Genomic DNA, 20,648 nt, shown 5'->3' on the forward strand with positions numbered 1-20,648 from the left:
TCTTTGATTGAGCTGTGCTGGAATACCACCACTCTTTTAAATTCTTTGTTGTTTATTTAAATTTCGAAAAAGTCTTCATCTAACTTTTTGATATGCAATACATCTTCATCTCGACTACCAATGTTGTAGCGCAGCATGAGTTTGGCCAGCTCTTTACCATTAATTAAGACGATACGAGTGCCTAGATTGTTTGCTGTTTCTTGAGCTGACAGTGTGAAATCTGAAGTTGTAATGAAGATACCCTTTTGCGCCCGTTTAAGGTTTAGCGCCCCAAAAAAGTCTCTGATGTCGCCAGCACTTACGTTATTGCCTTCTGCATATCGCTTTGCTTGAATATATATTTGATCGACACCTAATGGGTCTTGATCGATAACACCATCAACACCATTATCTCCAGTTTTACCTAATGCATGAGCTGCACCCTCACCAGTACCTCCATAGCCCATAGCAATTAGTAGCTTTATCAACAGCTCCTCAAAAAATGCAGGTGTAACTTTACGTGTTCTAGATAAAAGGTCCGATGTAAGGGCGTCATTAATCGCTTTGTAAGCGTTTCTTAATGCTTCATCTGGCGTTATGTCTTCTATATTATCATTACTTTGGGGATTTATTAGGGTAGTTATTACTGCTACCTCATTTTTTTGTTCAGAAAAGGCGACAAATTCATCAAATTGTTTTAAATAGTTTTTATCTATTACAGTTGATTCACCTTCGAGAGCTTTTATGCCTCGTGTAGTGATTACAAAATGCGCGCGTCTTGTAACTTCTAGAAGTCCTGCCTTTGTCAGGTATGTGCGTGCCCAGCCAACTCGGTTATCTAGAATAGGCTGCCTTCCACTAGGTAGTGTTTCAGATTTTTCTTCATCAGTAAGATTAAATTGTTCAGCTAGTTCGTTAATTACATCCCTTAGCTTAACTTCTCTTCCATGAGCTCTATGTGCAACCTCTAAAAATGGGCGCATAAATTGCTGGTAATTAGGTATCACTAGCAGTCCTTTGTGTTGTTAGTACAATGGCCGACAATACTGCGCACTGTAATTTTTATACTATCTAGGTACAGTATTGTAATTTAGCTAAAAGCTCAATCTTAATGTGTTATGTAGCGTATAAATAGAACTGAATTATAGCTACAAGCACTCATTTTCAATGTTTTTAGCTAATTGAATCAACAAGCAATGTTGCTTAGGCTCATCTATTGCTTCAATTGCTGAACTATTAAGTTCACCAAAGTATGACCCTAACCAAAGTACAATATCCCAGTCGAAATAGTATTTACTTACCTGTTCAATAATAGGTTCTAAAATAGGTTTAACGTGTCGTTTATAGATATCAAACTGAAAGGCGGGGTAGCCCTCATAGCCTGCGAAATTTGGTGCTGTTACAAAAAAGGCTTTATTTGTATCGACTAAGTTTTTTAAATCTTGTTCAGTAAATGGCTTGCTGGGGGTTGAAAGTAAATCAATGACTTGAGCCGCCGATAAAAGAGCGTGATGCGATAAGAATAAGTTGATTTGGTTGTAATAAATACGGTGTTGCTCAGTAGGCGCATTTGTAAGTTTATTAAGTTTGAGTACTTCAGTAAAAAACTGAATGTACTGTTGAGCTCGCGAGAAATCATTCATTTTAATGCTCCTAAAAAGCGCTTTATATGTTGTTTTTTATTAGTACGAATAAAAAAATCGAGTTCCTTTTCGAGCTTATCCTGCCCCTCTGGTGTTTCAAGTAGATCAATTAGCGTTGTCATTTTGTTAACTTTTTGCTTTTTTATAAAAAAATAAAAATATTTTTTTTGAGAAAAAAGTCTGCTTTTAATCAGTTTTTCGAATAGTTTGAGCTTCGATTCAGTTATTACCATTTGGTTTCTCCTTCCGATTTATTATTGATTAACTACTGCTTATATTATTGTTATTTGTCGTTTTTTTAAGCTTTTGTTGTATTGAAAAAACTATGCTTTGTAAGAATGAGCTTGATTGACAAACTTAAAATCTGTGTTATTAAGTTGTTGATTTATATGTGTTAATTTTTATTTTAGACTGTTTTTTGTACTTGACACTATTTTTTTGTGTATATAGATTTAAATACATATCAAGAGAAGGTTACGGGTATGAAAAGTTATGAAAACATTAAAGAAGGCAATGAAGGGTTGCTCAAATTACACGAGACGCAGCCGCCAATTAGCGTAAGTGTAATAAACAGTATTGATGCTTGGAATCATAAGTGTAAAGTTAAAGGTGGGCATGTTCCTTTTTTATCGATTAAAACTGTGCCAACCAGTGGATTTGCATCAGTTAATTTACTTAAGGGCTTTGATGTTCAGCTAGACACACTCTCCAAGCTAGAAACTAAGTTTGTTAAAGGACTAGCTTATTATAAAAATATAGTCGCTATTAGCACTCAATATCCTTTATTAAAAATTACTGAAACTTTATCCATAGCAGAAAATTTAGGTGTAAGGCATCCCTCAAACATAGTTTCTAATAAACGGTCTAGGTACGAGCAAGTTTCAGTTATGACAACTGACGTGCTCATTACATATATCGATTCTAAAGGGAATACTTGTAAAGAAGCTTTTTCGCTTAAGTATATTTCAGAGGATGGTTGCTACCGCAGCACTCAAAATAAAGAACTTAATACTAAAAATAAGTTACAAATAGAGGCAATCTACTGGGAAATAAAAGAGGTGAAATGGTCTGAGATCACACAAAAGCATCCGCTTATCAATAAAGACTTTCAAGATAACCTTTCGCAAATGAGTGTGTATGATGATGTTAATTACCCCAAAACTCTTCTAAAAAAAGTTAGAAGAAAAATCCTCTTAATTTACTCTAAACACGCTGCATTTATCGAATTTCACGCCTTAATAGAATTAGTTGCTGCATCTTTAAAAATCGCTGAGTGTAAGGTTAGAGGGTGCTTTTGGGTTTTAATGAGGGAACACCAGCTCCCATTTAATATGCACCGAAAGATCAAACCATTTGGTTTACTCTATAAGTCAGAGGGGCCGTGGTTATGGGAATAACAGAAGCTATTACTATTGGCCAAGAATTATATTCACCGAAGTACAAGAAAAATGGTAAATATGTTTGTGATACTTATACAGTACTCGATTTTTTATATGAGAGTGGTGTTAAGTGTCTAATTTTAATTGAGCAAAATTATGCAAAACCTAAAAAGCCATTTATATATTCGATTGGTGATGTACTCGGTGGTTTTTATTTTCAAGATTATGAGGTACGTAACTGCGATTTTGCTAATTCTGAACGTGTACGGTGGTTTAAAGAACATCAATTATCTCAGGGGCAATGCAACTCAATACAGCTTAAAAAAAAATTGAGCTATGAAAAGGTACTTTCTAAAACGAATCATAAGTACAAGTTCTCTAAACTACTTTTCCAAAGACCAAATGGAATTCGACTATACCTTAATGGCCTATTACACAGTGAAATTAAAGCTTTAAGTGCTGAGTTTGGGTTTCACTTATCTTCAGCTTACCGAATCCTGAATATTTACTTAGCATTTGGTGAATGCCGTGACTCATTTATACCTCTATACAAAAATATAGGAAAATTTCGCAGCATAGCTAAAAATGCCATTGAAGCTAAGAAAAAGTTTTCAAAAGGCCTCGGAAGGCCTCCTATGTCCTATAAAGAGAAACGTCGAGTTGTTAATCAGCAAGATGAAATCAATGTGTCTCATTTCATAAAAAGAATTAAACGACAAAGTTCACTGTCTATTTTGTGTGATGAGTTTAACCAGAGATTTGCGGTTAGCGAGCAGGCTAATAGAGAAATAGATTATTCAAAGTTACTCACGCTAGGTCAATTTAGGCGGCTTTATTATAAGCTTGTAACAAAAGCAGAGCATCGGAAGCGTATATTCGGCGCTAAGGAATTTAATAATAGCTATGCAACTAGAACCTCTACGTCTAGATCTGGTTTATCTTGTGTATCAGAGCGCTATGAGATTGATTCAACTACCATAGATGCTTATGTCGTGTCAGAGTTTAACTTTAAAGCAGTTCCTAGGCTTACACTCTATTTTGTTATAGACGTTTTTAGTAGTTGTATTGTGGGCTTTTATCTGACTCATCTAGGCCAATCAGAAGAGTCATTTAGGATGGCTTTATTTAATTCGTTTGTTGAGAAGTCAGCTTTATGCAAGAAGCATAACGTCGAATATAAAGATGGAGATTGGCCCTGTCATCATGTGTGTCGGGAGCTTGTTTTTGATCGTGGTACTGAGCTTAAAAAAAGAAATATAGAAAGTATGATTGATGGAGATATCGGCATCAAAACGGTCTCTCTTCCAACAGCATACTTTGGCAAAGGCAAAGGAACTGTTGAGGGCGCTTTTAGGTGTTTTAAAGATGACTTTGCTAAAAGGCTGGAAAGTTTTGTAGATAAAAATGGTCCTAAAGCGTTTCAGCATGCTTCAAGAAAAGCCTCCCTAACGCTTAAAGATCTAAATAGGTTAATTATAGAGTGGATTATCAAACGTAATAGCACTGCGGATGTTTCTAAAAAGTTGGACAAAGCAATGATGATTGCTGATGTTGACCCGACCCCCGTAGCAATCTGGAACTATAGTTTAAATTCAGTAGTAAATGAATTGCCACAGTGTACTCCGCAGAAAATAATGGAAGCCATTCTTCCTCTAATTACGGCAAAAGTAGGGAAAGGTGGCGTTGAAATAAAAAGAAAGTGTGGGGTGCGTAAAGTCGTATCATTAGTCTATCAAACAGACTGCATCGACTTTGAGAAGTTTAGAATGGAAACCGCTCAAAATAACCATGAAAAGGTCGTTGAGATTGAAGTGAAATACAATCCTAGTTGTGCTGATAAAATATGGTACAGAGGATCTCATAGTAAGGGTAAGTTAATTGAATTCGTTTTAGATGAGAAGTATTGCAAATTTGAAGGTGCTGATCAGTTCGATCTATCTTTATTCGCTCAGAAGGAGAGAGTAAAAAAAAGTAAGCAGAATTTCGATAAAAGTCTGGCAAATGCTAATTTCGCAAAGAGCATTAAAGTTGCTGAAGATGGCAACAAGAAAAGCTTCGTACCCAAGTCTATGGCTAAATCATGTGTCAAAGATACAAAGTCTAATGTCGAGGAAGATAAAAAGAACGAAGTTAACAGTAACGCTAAGAAAGTGTGTAGTTTGATTGACCAGATAGAAGGGGATGAGTAAATGAGTAATTATTTTGAGCAAATAGAAAAACTTGTGGCTCCAAACCCATTATTAAAAGCACTCAACCTTATTGCTAATAAAAAAGATTTTATGCTTCAGAGTAAAGTTTTACTTAAAAAAGCAGATGTTCTTGAAGCTATAAAAGGTAAAAATGCATATGAAGCTGTAGTTCTTAAAAAAAAATTAATGGATAAGTTTTTTTTCTTACCGGACGATGAAACTTGGGCAGTCTATTGTTCATTAAAAAATGCAATATCAACAGGCTATTTGGCAAAAAATATTAACGATGAAGCGTATTTTAAACAAATAAATGAGAAGTTATTTTCTTCCAATCAATTAAGCAAATCATCTTCATCTGGTGGTTATTTATGTGGCCCAGCAGGATATGGGAAAACGATGACGGTTGAGAGAGTTTTAAATACTATCCCACAAGTAATTGAGCATAATCATCAAGCGACAGCAACAAAGACGCCGTTAATACAAATTGTATGGGTAAAAGTAACATGTAGTACATCATCTAAAAAAGCGACTTTAAGAAGTATACTAAAAGAAGTTCATTGTTTATCAGGCTCGATCTATAGTGAATCAACAAAAAATAAATCAGTAGATCACTATTTAAAAGAGGTTACTTCTGTTTTTCTACAGTACTCAGTAGGAATACTGGTTATTGATGAGAGCCAATGGTTTAGTTCAGGAAGAAGAGCTGATAAAGATGGTATTAATGCCAGCTTTCTGCAAGAAATATACAATGAATTCAATGTTCCTGTTCTATTAATTGGAACGCCGATTTTGAGAGATGCTATTGTTGATAGTAACGCTACTCAACGTCGTTATGAGCAGTTTATGAGTAAAAATTACAGCTGCATGACAATAGATAAAGGTACTATCGTTGAAGTAATTAAAGTTCTTTTCAACAACTATATTTTCCCCGAGTCAGAAGAAAAAATAACGAAAGCACAGATAAATAAAGTATTGGCTTTTTGTCGTGGGAACATGTCGATATTACTCAAGCTTGCTGAAAAAGTATTAGTTTTGTCTTTTGAAAATAATGACAAAGACATAAGCAGTGAGTTATTAGATTATGCAATGGATACTATAAAAATGGATGTTGAAACATTTTTTAATGGAGAAAGAAATTATTATGCAGATGACAGCAAAAATGGAACAAGTAAACAGAGCTCTAAACCACTAGAAAAAAAAGCTGTCAATAAACAAAAGCTGCTGCTTGAAAAATTATCAAAAGTAGATGGGATGATTGACATTAATTCGTTTGATAGTGGGGTTTCAAAGTGAGCGACCTCGAACATTTCATTAACTTCTTTCCAATTCAAGCTAATGAATATTATCCCGCGTATATAATGAGATTACGCTATCTAGGAAAGCATTTAAGCTTACCTAACGAAATGCTTATATCCGATATAAGGGCTTCAACAATACCCGATAATATCTATCCTCGCTCCATTATTCCTTGCATAAATATATTGGAGCCAACAAGTATTGAAAATAATACTGGGCTTATAAACCGTGCGGTATTAATTGATCATTTTAGTGCTAATTATTGGCAAGGCTTTATTAAACCCGGTGAGCTTAACCTTTACAATGCAGCGATTATAAATGGTCATAAGGCAAGTCATAATCTATTTGAAGGTGAGCAGCTTTTAAAAGTATTTAAACCTCTTAAGTTTTGCAGAATGTGCGCTGAAAATGATAGAAAATCAATAGGCTTAGCGTACTGGTATAGTGAGCATCAAATACCAACAATTTACACTTGCTCAAAGCATTCGTCAGTTTTAGAACATGTCGTATGGGATCATAAAAAAACCTTAATCGATAACCCTATTATATCTTCTAATAATGCGTGTAAATTACCTAGGGTAGCTATAACCCCCTTACAAGTTTGGTTGGATAAGCAATCTAAATATTTATTAACTCAGCCCTTACCACACACTAGGGCATGGGTTGCCTCAGTTCGCGAAATTTTATATGAACTATTCGAGGCAAAATATACGTCAAGGGGCGTTGTGTTTTCATCTAAGCTAATTAACCAATGGGGTTTATTTCTAAGAGAATCATTTAACAAATTGGAGCCTACCAAGCGTTATGGTACTGAACTTGAGAAATCTACAAGCTTTAAAATTCAACGCATATTATCTCCTAAAGTTAGGCAGACACACCCTATGATATTTTTGCTTTTAATTAAATTTGCAGAAGAATATACGGGTGAAAATATAGCTAGCTACCGCGCAGATCATTTTAAAAAACATTCATTGAACTGTAATGGGCTACTGAGTTAAAGCTAATGAATGTACTGCCGTTGCTACCTGATGAGACAATATATTCATTTTTGGCACGGCTTAGAGTTTACTCGGGTAGCTATAATCATCGTTCAGCGAGCTTGCTCTGGTTTGAACAATATGGGTTAAGTTTAGACCAAAAGCTAGCCACCCACTTAGCGTATTTTTCCGCGCAAACGAACTTCCCAGTAGAACAATTACTTAATGAGCATACTTACTATCCCTTATTTTCTTTAGCGGGTCATGAGCCGAAAAAGCTTAAAAAAGTTATGCTCACGGGTCCATCTTATCGATTAGGCAATTACGCTAAAATCTCCCAATCGGGTCTGAAAGCATTAAGCAAGGATAAATACTGCTTATCGTGTATTGAAGCTGATAAAGAGAAGTATGGCGTTGCTTATTGGCACCTGTCACATCAGTTCACAGGCATACAAAGTTGCCATATACACAATACGTTACTTATCGGTACACCGCCTTCATCAAGAGTATACAGCTTGCCTCCACAAGCAATATCATCTTCTGATGCGCCAGCGAGTGATTTACAGCGGTTTTTCACTTCTTATGTGTTGGAAGTTAATGAGTCGGCTAAAAGCCAGAAGCGCAATGATTTGTTACTGGACAAAAATAATTTGAATGCTCTGGTTAGACAAAAAGGGTTTATGAGTAATGACAGCATCAGTATGCAATGCTTAATAGCGGCTATATCAAACATAACTGTGCGCCTGTTTAATAACGATGTTTTTACTGAACACGTAGTAAGAAATCTTATTCGCAAGCCTTATTATGCATGCCATCCGCTTAAACTTATATTATTTCGCTTTGCCTTGGAGCAACTGCCTGACATAGCGGCGCAAGAGCATTTACAGTTATTGAAACCAACAGATAAAGATAAAAAACGTGAGAAACAGTGTCTATTATTACTACAGGGAGGTGAGTTAAATTTTACTGAAATAGCTAGACGTATAAGCTGCTCTATAGGTTATGTGATTAAGCTAGCTAAACAAGAAAATATAGCTTATTTAAAACGGACGCAATTTATTTCAGCTGATACAGAAAAGCGAATTTTAATGCGTTTAGTAAAAGGTGATGCTAGAGATGTAATAGCACGCGAAGAGCAAGTATCAGTTAGCTCTGTTGAGAAAATATGTGGTGAGCATTATCAGCTTTCAGAGTGGCGACAATACTTAAGGGCACTGGGCAAAAGAGACAAGTATCGTATTGAGATGCGTTCAGTCCTTAAAAAACACTCCTTTTCTACACGTGCCGAAATTAAAACTATGTACCCAGCTTGTTATATGTGGCTTTATAAATACGACACCCAATGGCTGTATTTGCATCTACCGCCAGCATCCTATCGTTCAAAATAATTAATAGAGGAGTGAGACTGGTGAGCCATCAAATTATTTGTATTCAAGTTAGCGAGCTTAATAAAAGTAGCCTCTATATGCACCATCGACTAACAACGCCTAGTTTATGTTTAATTGAATATAGTGATGATTTAATGGCTCAAATCGAACGCGCGCGGCAGGTACTTTTGAGCAATGAGTTAGAAGAAGTGGTATTAAAAGTAACGGGTATTAATTGGTTTTTTGAACTTACAAAAAGGTATGGGCACAACACAGTATCGTACTTACATGTAACACCCTACAAGATTGCTTTTTCAGGGTTAGTGCCACCTAATAAAGAGCCTTACTTTACCACTCCTTATATAGCTACAACTGACATCTTAATAGACGGTTGTACTCTTAAAAAGGTCGAGCTAGATAAAAGGCGCTATACGTTGGCTTTATCTATGGTTAAAGAGCTTGAAGTAAAGGAAGTTGAACTCGAAGAATTATCTAATTTAATTTGGCGTTTAGACGAAGTAGGGAACTCAATACACGCACTGGATAATGATTGTATAAATAGTTTATCCGCCGGTTGTGATTCCACTTTGCTAAGTATTAACGAGGAGATTAATCATTTAGAAGCAAGGCTGGAAAAGCTAGAACTTTATATAGAGCAACTTCTAAGGCGGTTAATAAAGCGCTTGTTTGGTATCGATTACGGTGATTGGTTAACACATATTAGTGCTGGGACAGGGAATAAAGTCAGCTTACGTTTTGAGCATTGTAGTTATCATAATAAGGTAATTACATTTAGTGGTGTGGGTATTACTAAGGCAGGTAAAGTGGGTAAACGCTATCAATCAATTAGTGTTGATATTAGGAAAGAGGGATGAATATCCAATCCTTGATTTCAAAGCTAAAGCAAGCCAAAAAGCGCCGAGTTATATTCGATTACCATCGCTCACCGAAAAATGGGGTTGATATAAGTACCGAAGACTGGATATGGATAGCCCCTTTTTTGTATGGACTGTTTAAAGAGCTTAAATCAATGAAGTACACCATTACGATAACATGGTGGGGAGAGATTTTTGTTATTTACAAAGATGCTGATACTGCATTTGAATTGACTTTAAATTATCAATCCTCCGTTCTCTATACTTATGAGTTCACGCAGCGATTACGAGATAAGACTCATGTAATACATACGATTTCAAATAGACAGACTGCTTTAAATTTGGGGCTGAAAGCCTATCGTACGGGAACCAAATGGTTCTATATACCTTTAAGGGAATCCGCAGTTACTCCAGCTAGTGCAGCATGTAAGATTAACGAAGTGATGCAAGCTCGACTAAAAGAATACAGTTTTGCTGGCTGGTCAGTAAAACCCGACATAGCGACTTCAGATGACATTGCAGCTGTTATTCATTATGGAGCAGCCTTATTTGGCTTAGGCTCCAGATTTGATTACATCTCTAAGAAGCTTCTTGAATTAATAATTTACCAAGACATTGAGTTAACCAATAATGCTATATACATAAAACGTAGCCCATATCTAAGCGGCTATGAGTTTTATCTAGATATTAAACACTTCTCTTTTATAAAAAAGTATTTACCCCCTCAATAACTTCATCCCTAAAAAGCATACTAGATATTTTAAATTTAAGTTCTACACTTTTAAATAAGCTTATTTGAAGTGACTTTGTATATATTAAAATTAAGGATATTTAAGATGGATCTATATTATGTAAACAATAACTCGCAGACTACTGGTGAACATGAAGTACATAAAAATGGCTGTAACTTTATGCCTTCAAATAAAGCAGAGCTAGGTATGCACAGCACATGCTCTTCGGCAGTACAAAAAGCAAAGAATATTTATCCTAATGTGGATGGGTGCAAGTTTTGCATTCCTAATTGCCACACTAGATAACCGTTCCTTAAATAGGAAATAAAGGTGCATTTTCGCAAACTTATTTATTTTTTTGCTGCCCGCCAGCCCAATAAAAATGGAGGGGGTATTCGCAAACTTATTTATCGTAAACAAGAGACTGATTTTTGAACTTTAATGGGGACTAAGTTCCATTATAGTTTGAAAATTTATCAAAATTATAAAAGCCGTTGCAGCAATGCAACGGCTTTTTTGTGTGTTGTGATTCGCCATTAATCACATGAACGTAGGTTGGGAAGAGTGAAACAAAACCCAACAAATCACAAATATACTTACTCGCTCACAACCCAAGAGTATGTGTTATTTATTGTAGGCGCTTAGCTTGCTGACGCGCTGGCGGCAGCCTTAAAGCTATAAATAATATTGTGCGCCTGTAGCTTTTAGGCTACATTAATTTAGCAAGTTGAATAAATTAGAGTAATTATTATGGCGCTACAAACATCAGATTTTAACCCGTTTGACTATATGGAAACACAACAAGAAGTTAATACATTTTTAGAAGAGTGTTTAGCTGATGATGATCCAAATACCTTTATTGAAGCACTTGGCTTATTAGTTAAAAAACATGGCGTGAGTGATATTGCTAAAGCAACGGGGCTAAACCGTGAAAGCTTATATAAAGCAGTTAACGGTAAAACCAAGCCACGTTGGGAAACTATTTTTAAAGTGATAAAAGCACTTAACTTTCGCCTTACAACACAAGTTGCATAGGCTAGGTAGAGTGAAACCTAACCAATCAAAAATATACTTACTCCCTCAAAAGCCAAGAGTATGTGTTATTTAATGTAGGCGTTTAGCTTGCTGACGCGCGGGCGATAGCCCGAATAAGTATTTGAATAGGTGTTTGAGGTTATCGTCACCGATAATGTGAATGCCTTTCGCGTTTTCTAAGGATTAGAAACTTTATTCAAGGTTTTGTCGCGCTGGCGACAGCAGCCAAAGAGGGGCTATAGATTTTCAAATTTTACTCTGCTGCAAGTAATTCATCCTTGAAGCTGGGTTACTGTCGGCATCCATGCCTTCACTTCCTCATACTGCGAAGCTGCGCTTCGGTTATTCGTCACCTCTCAGCGCACCCGAGCATCACGCTTAATCCTTCAAAACCACAATTGATGTGAACGTAAACGCCATGAAAGCACATCCATGTGCAAGCATGGCTTTCATTTCATCCATGAAATGAATTACTCATCAAGTGCTTATTTTCAGGGCGTGATGACGGGGAAGGGTGTTAAACGTGAGATTGGTGCTCTAGTTTAGATAAGCCAATTTAATTTTAGTCCTAATATAATTTGAATAAATACATAAAATTAAAAGAGAAAAATTTCATGTAACTTCTTTTTTAAATAAAAGTTATGTATGCTTATTTCATAATCATACGATAATAACTCTAAATATGTGAAGGGAGTTCCAAACTATTTATAGGGTTTAATATGGACAGTTTAATGAGTGAAGAAAAGTTTTTCGCATCCGAAATATCGCATTCAGCAGAAGCAGCTGAGAATCAATTATTAGAAATACTTAAAACTAGTAATTTGCGCGATAAGTGCTATGCATATAAATCTAGGGTAAAGACTTGGAAAAGCCTAATTTCAAAAGTTGAAATTAAAAGGAAAAAGAAACCAGAGTATAATTTAGAGGATATAACTGATGTATTAGGTCTAAGAGTTGTTACTCTTTTTCGACAAGATATGATTGATGTTATAGATATAATTCTTTCACTCGTTACCCATCAAATGCCTTATAACCCAATTCCATTTGTCAAAAATAGTTTGAAGGAGGCTATAATCTATAGTCCTTCTATAACAAATGACAATATAATTAGTCAGGCCGATCAAAAAATAAACTCATTTGAGCTGCTTTCATATCAAAATATAAAAAAAGAGCCAAGCGCCGCAAGATACTCAAGCATACATTTAGTAGCTTGTATGGATGTTGGTGTACCCGATTTTAAGGTTGATTATAAAATTCCGATAGAAATTCAAATTAGAACAGTCTTCGAGGATGCCTGGGGCGAACTTGACCATAAATATGGTTACCAGAGTCGAGAAGGTAAGTCTGAAGAGATTATCGCAAACCCACTTCATGTTCAAAAAAATCTATTAACAATGAAAAAGTTTGTCGATGCATGCTCAGAGTATGCTGATAACATTAGAGATTTGGCTGTTGAAACACAATTAGAAGAACGGACTGTTAAACCTCTAGATACAGATGAATTAATAACGGATAACTTAACCGTAGAAGGTGTATCTAAAAATATAATTGATGATTATATGAAAGTGAGAGAAGAGCGAGCTGCAGCTGAAAGATCATCTAATCGCAGCCAACTATATTTAAACGCGGCAGAAAGTTTTAGTAAATTACTTGAGCAGACTTTATCTAATACTTCAATTCAAAAAGAAAGTTATTTTAAGACTTACTACTACTACATTAAAATGGACGAAGCTCTATGTAGATTATCTACATCAGATAGCTCTGAGACAGAAAAAGCACTAATTATTTATAAAGAACTAATTAAAACTTATTCTGCTTATCCCGTTATAAGATTTAGGATGGGGCAGTCATACATTCGTTTGAAAGAGTTTGAAGAGGGGCGAAAGCAACTTAAAACGTGTCGTAGAATAATTTCAAAACTTGAAAATGTTACTTTAGAAAAGAAAAGAGTATGCTTACCTGAGATTGAACTGAAAAAACTTGATGTCGGATTATGTATATTATTAGGATTTGCATACTGGAAAGAAGCAAATGATATTTACAATACAGCACCAGAATCAATTAGAGTTCGCGCTTTTTTAGATCAAGCTTTTCTTCAAACACAACCTGCGCTTAATATTCCAACTTTAACTTTTGAGCACAAATTGAAGCTAATAAATAATATTATATTTTATGCTCTAGAGATTGTTCACTTCAAAAACCTTAAGGGAAACAATGAGAAATACTTAAAATTTATAGAGGATAATTATACTTTCATTGCAGAAAATACACAGCTTGAAAATAGTCAGAATATACAACAGTTAGATACTTTGATGAACTGTTATCTATTCTTGGATGATACGCTAAAGGCTGTCAATGTTGCTAAAAGAATAGAAAAGCTCAGTTTAGAAAGTAATATTAAAGGTGGGTCTAGAATTGACAAAAAGGTACTTACTCGTGTTAAAGATCTATTAAGTTGAAACGGATAGATTGACATTAGTTAGGTTATCTTGCATCTTTACTAAAGAGGTATTTTATAGTTGACAGAAAAAAATATCTCTTTAGTATTAGCGTCAATAGACAGAATAATCTGTTCATAAGGAGTTACTATGTTAAATTCTCCAGAGTGGGATATCTAGATACCCATAAAATAACTAGTTATTAAATTGAATACCAACCCTAAGTGGTTTTTATAAATTATATAATTAGGGTCACTAAAAAGGTTAGCTAAATAAGCTAACCTTTTTTGTTTCAGGTCTACTTAAATAGTACTTTTAGATAAATACTCCCCACCTAAAACTTTAAACCAAAGAAAACCAATGGGGTCGCCCAATAGAGAGTTACGGTTAAGCAGGCAGCTGTGTTTTCTTGAACTCTTTATTCGAAAAGACCAAGTAGTCATCACGCTGATTGGTATCAATATGCACCTCTTGGCTTACGCCTCAGTCATCGTTTAGTACCAATATCAGCCAAGCTACAAATATCTTGAAGTTATACTTTTAAGCTCTATAATTACCCGTAACAACACCCCTCCCGCTACCCGTAAGCTCAGCGCCCTGCGAGGGGTTAATTATTTCTATAGCATGGTAAAAGGATAGCCTTCATGCAAGTTCCCTAAAGCCCCTATAACATTTGTGCAGCAAGTCGACTTTCTAGTGGAACCAAAGGCGCAAAATTTTGACTACATATCAATGGTCTAGATTTATAGTTTATTGCTCATTGAGTTTATTATTATGTCTAGACCGCTGCGAATAGAGTATGAAAATGCGTTTTATCATGTGGTGAATCGCGGAAGAGGGCGTGAAAATACCTTTTTGAGTGATGACGATTTTAAATGTTTTTCATACTGCATTGAACAAGTAAGCCTTTGCTTTAATATTGAAGTGCATTCGTATTGTTTAATGACGTGAACCGCTCTCATCTCCTTTGTACAAATTAATATAATTTTTATAGATTGTATTTCTAAGGATCCTAGGGTGTTTTATTGATTCATTTTTTAATATATGTAAGCATTGAGATATATGAAAAAAAACTACATGCTGTAGTATGCTTTCTAGAGTAATTAATAACGCAAGGAGCGAATATGATCGATCAATTCTTAGTACCAAACGACTACGCGATTCATATTGTAGAAAAGCGAATGAGTATCGATGCTTTAATAATCGCACTCTATAACACCCCTTCTGAAAAGACATTCAAACACTTTAAATTTGTAAACTCACATATTGTTGATGGCTATGCAAAGCCAGGTCAGATCGTGTTGATATCGCCAATCAATACAATGGAGTGCACTGAGCTAGAACAGCAATTTCAGGCTTCAGCTCTTGAAGTAGATAAAAAGCTAAGAGAGCTCGATGAGCATGAAAAAGAAATACTTTCTAAGCGTTATGAGCTGCTTAGTAATGTCGCTAAGTATAATGGGTTGTATTTTGGTGTTGCTAACAACTCTTGGAATTCACACGTTGGGCAAGTTAAAGCGATTTTAAAGGAGCTAGAAAAGACATATGTTAATCAATACAATGCGCATGGCAATTTAAATAACCAACAGTTTTTCCATAGGCGCAAACTTCTTTTTACTCGTTTAGATACAGCCCTAAGCCGTTTTGCTCAGCCAGCCTTAGGCGGAAGTTTAGTGGCGGGTGATATAAGACGAAATTTAGGATTAAGCTCTAAAAGCATGATACATCATTGGCAACAACAAGGTGGGATGGCTAAAAGTATTCCTGAATTTGCCCAAAACTATAAAACAGTAGCCAATATGGCCAAAAACCTGAAAAGAGTTGGGTATGTTGGGATTGCGCTGACAGGTGTCGAGGCAAGTGCAAATATTGTAAAAGCATGCACAGAAGGAAATGAGCAAGCTTGTACTAAGGCTAAGTATGTTGAGACAGGCAAAGCTGGAGGTGCAGTTTTAGGAGGTGCAGCGTTAGGCTATCTTGGGTCCTATACATTATGTAGTGTAGTTTTTGGTTTACCATCCGGAGGAACGAGCCTTTTGTGGTGTGGTATCGTAGCGGGTGGAACAGGTGGTGTACTTGGAGGTTTTGGTGGAGGCCATGCTGGAGGGGTTGCTGGCGAGTTAATATATGAGGTTGTTGAAAAGTAATGGAGCCTATTAAATTGTGGTTCTTAACTCTATTTCTTACATCTGCGGGTCTTTTCTTTTTTTTAATATTACCAATATTAATAGCTATAAAAGATAAAAAAACACGTCTGATAGAGGATGCTCTAGATGATGGAAACCGTTTTTATTCATTAAATATCATAACTGCTGGTAGCGGAGCATTACACTATGGTTCTATATTTCTATTCGACTGGTATGCAAGACGTTATAAAGTAATAGAAAAAAGAAAAGAGGTCCCGAAAAATTTACAGGTGTGGTTTAAGCTTTATTATATTTTATTTATAATATTTAGCTCTATGTTTTTATTAGCATGCCTTATTGCATATTTGGGTTTAGATTGACTGTTTTTCTTCTTTGTTGATTAAATAATGGATTTGATATTTTTCGGTGTTGGCCTAGGTGTCATTTTTATCATTATTTTACCTTTAACCTTTTATTTAAAAGAGAAAAAGCTCAGAACAGTTGAAGATATTTTAGAGTCAGGAAACCGCTATTATTCCCTAAATATTTTTATGATGCTCCATGGTTTACATCATTATGGCAGTGTATTTTTATTTGATTGGTATGCAAAACGTTATAATTTATTAAGTGATAGAAATAAGGTGTCAGCTCAAGCCTCGATACTATTTAAAGTGTATTTTGTAATTTTTATGCTTTGCGCACTTTTAATGTTTTCATCTACATTATTTTTTTGAGTAATGACTTTGGCCGAGATTGTTAAACGTGAGGTTGCTGTTTGGTCTTGGCAAGAAACAAGACCTGACCTTCTGTATTTCCAGTACCCAGTAAAGCTCACGATCGTCGTAATTATTGGTTTTTATTATGTGTTGTTTGGCATTTTCCCACAGTTCAAAGCTAAAGCTTTGTACTAGTTCATTTTACCAAAGAGTAGCTGAGAAATTAATTGCATATTATTTAATACCCTACAAAATATTTTAATATCGACAAGGACTGTGGGTAATCTTCATAATAAATTACACATTATTCCTCCTAAAACAATCATATTCCAAGAGGTTATTGTGTCAGTCATCGACAAAATTCAAAACTTCAGCGCGAAAATTCAACCTTTTTTTGATAAATTTGGTGCAGATAAAGTACACCTATCTCCTGAAGTATTCGGGTGTTTAAAAGATAATGGTGAGCCAATTGGCAATCAATTGATTTTACGTAGTCTTAGCTTCTCAGATGGTAAGCCACGTAAAGATTTTGTTTATACAGACTCCGATGGTAGTTTTAGATTTCCTGAAAAAACGATTCGTTCCGATGAACTCAGCATACCATTCAAAGAAATATTTACTAATCAATACATTACCACGACTATTAATAGAAAAAAATTTATTATTTGGCGAGCGACATTAATAGGGAAAAACCCTATTGATGAATTTAACAATAAATTAAGTTGCCTTAACGCTGATATTAATAATGAGGCCATTTTATTTAGCTTTTCTAGTAATCGAGAAGAGATGAGCTTAGAGGGAACTTCAATTTGTCGTTAGGATAAAGACTTTGAAGTTATTGATGTTGATGAACACCTAAATCTAACTAACGATTATGTTAAATAAAAATATAAGGAAATAATTATGATGCAAGTTTTAACTCCTTCATTAGCAGCTTGATTTGCTGCTATATCATATTCAACTGACACAACTGATGGTGTCGAGGGCTCTGCTTATTATGGAGCTTTATCGAGGCACTTTGATTTTGATAGTGATTCAGTAAAGGGCATAAGTGGATCTATCCTAGAAAGAGTTTTTCGTCATCGTACACCTTTTGGTTGTATTGCTAAGGGAAAAACTAACGCGTTTAAGGGTCATTATGTACTAGCGCTTAGAGGAACAGCAAAAATGCGCGATTGTATTACTGATCTACATTGTGGTGTTTCCACTGGTCCCAATAACCAAAGTGTACATGCAGGATTCAATCAAACATTTAACTCGCTCAAATCACAGTTAGAACAGTATTTTTCGAATAATCCTACAGCTCCTGTTCACGTTGTTGGTCACAGTTTAGGTGGCGCATTAGCTAATTTAGCTGCAAACTGGTTGAAACAACGCTTCAAAGTACCTGTTAAACTCTATACTTTTGGTGCTCCGCGAGTTGGGCTATCGAATTTTGCGAACCATACACAAAATGCTTTACAGGGGGTTTACCGCTGTGTACATGCTGGTGATCCTGTACCAATGGTGCCTGTGTGGCCTTTCGTACACACTACTTATGAATATATTTTAAATTCATCCCCTTCAATATCACCAGGGGCGCATAGTATGTCTAACCCAACACCAGGGTATTTGAATACGGCATCAAAATATAAAACTTATGAAGATATACAAAAGGGATTCGAATTACGCTACCAAGAAGCCACTCGTCTTGAATTTGAAAAACGTCATCAAGCTAGTTTCAATGCTCTTTGGGCCAGGAAAATAGGTGCAGCACTTCTTGATTTTTTAAATAAAATAGGTGCGATTAGTGCACTACAAGTTAGTGTTACAGGTTTATTAACTGTTTATGATGCCATTGCGTCTTATTTAGCGAATGAAGTAGAAACCTCACGAGCTTATGCTGCAGAAGTAAAAGGTATAGTAGGCCATATGTATGTTTTTTGTGGCTTACCAGCAAGTAAGCTTATAGATTTTAGTTACCGTGGGATTCGTGCTATTTTGAAAAAAATGCTAATTAAACTTTCTCAGCTGGCTAAATTCTCAATTGAATTAGCAAGCCATACAGCTCATTTAATGGTTTAAATAAAAACTGAGAAGACTGTAAATAGAAAAAAGGGCAATAACATTGCCCTTTTTTACGCCCTTAAAGTGGTAGTTATAAACTATAGCGCTACTAAGCTTTGCGCTAGCATTGCCTTTATTTGTTTTACTATTTTAGCTTCTGTTTCAGGTTCGAATTGTTGTATATGTGGGGTATGAATATGCCCTGTGGGTATACTTGAATTAAGCGCATCGCGCAGGCGAATACTCCTATACGATATTTCGTTAGATAGGTAACCACCGCCGCCGCCATTTACCGCAATACTATTTTTAAGCTCGTCGTACGAAGGCGCTTTATAGGTTTTTTCAAGCGTGGTGACTTCGTGATTGTCGATAACTTTATAAGGGCCTTTGGCTTGTTGCATGTAAGTTACAGGCAAGCTAAATTTTACAAACTCATTGCCCGGGAGTGGTCGGCCATTAAGTTTTGGGATTACTGGGCTTGTTTGCGTGCCGCCATACACAATATTGGCATTGTCTGGGGCGGTTACACTGCGACGTTTACCCGGGAAGTGCTCTAAATCAAATTCTGTTCTGCCCATACTTACGGTTACTACCATGTCTACATTATTAAGTGCGTAGTAGGGGGCAAGTAGCGACTCTATTATGCCTTGATCAAAGTCTTCGTAGCGTACAGGCACCATAACGGTGTTAATTTCGGCGCTCACGCCGTTGTAATTAATAACTTGGCCGTCGAGTAATAACGCTGCAACACCTGAGGGGTTACTTTGGTTTATGTTCTTATCAAGTAAAAAAGGGTCAAAGCCCGTTAGTAATATTTTTTTAGTGCTGCCTGATGAAAAAGCAAGGTCGGTACGTCCTCTGCTGCCGTTCTCAAGTATGTTTAGTAAAGTATTTAACTGAGCCTGCGTAATTGAAAATTTAGGTGGTGTTGTGCGTATTACTTTGCTTGAAAGCAGGCGCGCCCAGTAAAGCTCTCGGTCGTCGTAGTTATTGGTTTTTATTATGCGCTGCTTGGCGCTTTCCCACAGTTCAAAACTAAAGCTTTGTACTAATGTTTTTGCACTTTTAAAGTCGTTTAATTCTTTAAATTGTTGCTCAAAACTTGATACTTGTGGGGTAAATGCTTTTAAAACATTTGGCATTGCCGATTGGGCTTTGTTGATGCGCTGTTCTTCAACAGTTAAAGGATTACTTAAAGCAGCGAATGAAGAGGCAATTAAGCTGGTCGCTAATAATACTTTGATCATAATATTCCTAATATAAGGCTATTGTTTTATATGTAATTTACTATCCTATGATTACTAATCAAGAGCAACCTATTAACGTTGAATCGACTGAAATTTGCTTTTGTTGTTTGTTATGCAATTCAACACTGCAACATACAAGGAGCTCAGTGCGACCTTGTTCTTCTTATTTTTCAGCAGTATTGAGTACAAGCGCTTGCTGTTTTATTTGCACTGCAGAGTTTTTTTCTATTAATAAAATCGCAAGTTAGCGAGCGGCTAAAAAATGGAGTCGTAATGCGGGTATTATTCAAAAACCTGTGGACGGGCAACAACTGTAAGTTGGTTTGGGATAGGCGAAACTCAACGCATAGCCAATGTAATAAATTCAGCTACAGATAAATACCAATGCTATTGGTTGTAGGCGCTTAGCTTGCTGGCGCGTCGGGCGATAGCTCGAAAAGTTTTACAAAATTGTCTACAGACGCCTCTACTATTAATAAAGCCTAAGTTACTTTGATAATTAAGTAACTGTGGAACTCCCATAGTTTGCTAGAGGCTCTTTTTTAGCTAAATATTTAAAGCTGCTTTGGCGTTTGCTAAATAGGTTTGTGATACTGGTACTTCC

At 35.8% G+C, this 20,648-nt stretch carries 19 protein-coding genes; 15 read left to right on the forward strand and 4 right to left on the reverse strand.

Annotation, left to right across the window (positions count from 1 at the left end):
• Positions 1–56: 56 nt before the first annotated feature.
• The 3 genes from J8L73_RS00330 to J8L73_RS00340 all read right to left on the reverse strand — a co-directional run bounded on the left by J8L73_RS00330 (position 57) and on the right by J8L73_RS00340 (position 1,855).
• Positions 57–986, reverse strand: a complete 930-nt coding sequence (locus tag J8L73_RS00330) for a restriction endonuclease (RefSeq protein WP_211014112.1) — start codon at positions 984–986, stop codon at positions 57–59.
• Positions 987–1,127: 141 nt separating this feature from the next.
• The gene (locus tag J8L73_RS00335; RefSeq protein WP_211014114.1) at positions 1,128–1,622 is read right to left on the reverse strand and encodes a hypothetical protein; all 495 of its coding nucleotides are present in this window, start codon (positions 1,620–1,622) and stop codon (positions 1,128–1,130) included.
• Complete coding sequence (locus J8L73_RS00340) at positions 1,619–1,855, reverse strand: hypothetical protein (RefSeq protein ID WP_006794110.1); 237 nt, start codon at positions 1,853–1,855, stop codon at positions 1,619–1,621. The genes J8L73_RS00335 and J8L73_RS00340 overlap by 4 nt, the downstream gene beginning before the upstream one ends.
• A 249-nt stretch (positions 1,856–2,104) precedes the next feature.
• Here J8L73_RS00340 and J8L73_RS00345 point away from each other — a divergent pair, with 249 nt between their 5' ends.
• From J8L73_RS00345 to J8L73_RS00415, 15 genes are all read left to right on the forward strand, one after another.
• Positions 2,105–3,019 carry a TnsA endonuclease N-terminal domain-containing protein gene (locus tag J8L73_RS00345; protein WP_211014116.1) on the forward strand — a complete coding sequence of 305 codons (915 nt, stop codon included), beginning with the start codon at positions 2,105–2,107 and terminating at the stop codon, positions 3,017–3,019.
• Positions 3,010–5,190, forward strand: a complete 2,181-nt coding sequence (locus J8L73_RS00350; protein ID WP_211014118.1) for a hypothetical protein — start codon at positions 3,010–3,012, stop codon at positions 5,188–5,190. Before J8L73_RS00345 ends, J8L73_RS00350 begins: the two co-directional genes overlap by 10 nt.
• Positions 5,191–6,483: an ATP-binding protein gene (locus J8L73_RS00355; protein WP_211014119.1), complete on the forward strand. Its 1,293-nt coding sequence runs from the start codon at positions 5,191–5,193 to the stop codon at positions 6,481–6,483.
• A gap of 65 nt (positions 6,484–6,548) precedes the next feature.
• Complete coding sequence (locus tag J8L73_RS00360) at positions 6,549–7,484, forward strand: hypothetical protein (RefSeq protein WP_211014121.1); 936 nt, start codon at positions 6,549–6,551, stop codon at positions 7,482–7,484.
• Positions 7,485–7,489: 5 nt separating this feature from the next.
• Positions 7,490–8,851 (forward strand): TnsD family Tn7-like transposition protein, encoded by a 1,362-nt coding sequence (locus J8L73_RS00365; protein WP_211014123.1) that lies wholly within the window; start codon positions 7,490–7,492, stop codon positions 8,849–8,851.
• A gap of 20 nt (positions 8,852–8,871) precedes the next feature.
• The gene (locus J8L73_RS00370) at positions 8,872–9,705 is read left to right on the forward strand and encodes a hypothetical protein (RefSeq protein WP_211014125.1); all 834 of its coding nucleotides are present in this window, start codon (positions 8,872–8,874) and stop codon (positions 9,703–9,705) included.
• Entirely contained in the window at positions 9,702–10,436 is a 735-nt protein-coding gene (locus tag J8L73_RS00375) for a hypothetical protein (RefSeq protein ID WP_211014127.1), read from the forward strand. Before J8L73_RS00370 ends, J8L73_RS00375 begins: the two co-directional genes overlap by 4 nt.
• A gap of 105 nt (positions 10,437–10,541) precedes the next feature.
• The gene (locus tag J8L73_RS00380; protein ID WP_006794791.1) at positions 10,542–10,742 is read left to right on the forward strand and encodes a hypothetical protein; all 201 of its coding nucleotides are present in this window, start codon (positions 10,542–10,544) and stop codon (positions 10,740–10,742) included.
• Positions 10,743–11,186: 444 nt separating this feature from the next.
• Entirely contained in the window at positions 11,187–11,471 is a 285-nt protein-coding gene (locus J8L73_RS00385) for an addiction module antidote protein (RefSeq protein WP_211014129.1), read from the forward strand.
• Between the two features lie 731 nt (positions 11,472–12,202).
• Positions 12,203–13,930 carry a hypothetical protein gene (locus J8L73_RS00390; RefSeq protein WP_211014130.1) on the forward strand — a complete coding sequence of 576 codons (1,728 nt, stop codon included), beginning with the start codon at positions 12,203–12,205 and terminating at the stop codon, positions 13,928–13,930.
• A gap of 1,103 nt (positions 13,931–15,033) precedes the next feature.
• On the forward strand, positions 15,034–16,056 hold the full coding sequence (locus tag J8L73_RS00395) for a hypothetical protein (RefSeq protein ID WP_211014132.1): 1,023 nt from the start codon (positions 15,034–15,036) through the stop codon (positions 16,054–16,056).
• 14 nt (positions 16,057–16,070) lie between these two features.
• Positions 16,071–16,415 carry a hypothetical protein gene (locus tag J8L73_RS00400; RefSeq protein WP_247659526.1) on the forward strand — a complete coding sequence of 115 codons (345 nt, stop codon included), beginning with the start codon at positions 16,071–16,073 and terminating at the stop codon, positions 16,413–16,415.
• A 27-nt stretch (positions 16,416–16,442) separates the two neighbouring features.
• Positions 16,443–16,769, forward strand: a complete 327-nt coding sequence (locus tag J8L73_RS00405) for a hypothetical protein (protein WP_211014136.1) — start codon at positions 16,443–16,445, stop codon at positions 16,767–16,769.
• Between the two features lie 324 nt (positions 16,770–17,093).
• Positions 17,094–17,570, forward strand: a complete 477-nt coding sequence (locus tag J8L73_RS00410) for a DUF6795 domain-containing protein (protein WP_211014138.1) — start codon at positions 17,094–17,096, stop codon at positions 17,568–17,570.
• Positions 17,571–17,852: 282 nt separating this feature from the next.
• Entirely contained in the window at positions 17,853–18,815 is a 963-nt protein-coding gene (locus tag J8L73_RS00415; protein WP_348771953.1) for a lipase family protein, read from the forward strand.
• 80 nt (positions 18,816–18,895) lie between these two features.
• Here the strand turns inward: J8L73_RS00415 and J8L73_RS00420 are convergent, their stop codons facing one another.
• Complete coding sequence (locus tag J8L73_RS00420; protein WP_211014141.1) at positions 18,896–20,044, reverse strand: hypothetical protein; 1,149 nt, start codon at positions 20,042–20,044, stop codon at positions 18,896–18,898.
• Positions 20,045–20,648: the final 604 nt, after the last annotated feature.

The sequence above is a fragment of the Pseudoalteromonas sp. MMG006 genome (genome assembly GCF_018101025.1).
Classification (GTDB): Bacteria; Pseudomonadota; Gammaproteobacteria; order Enterobacterales; family Alteromonadaceae; genus Pseudoalteromonas.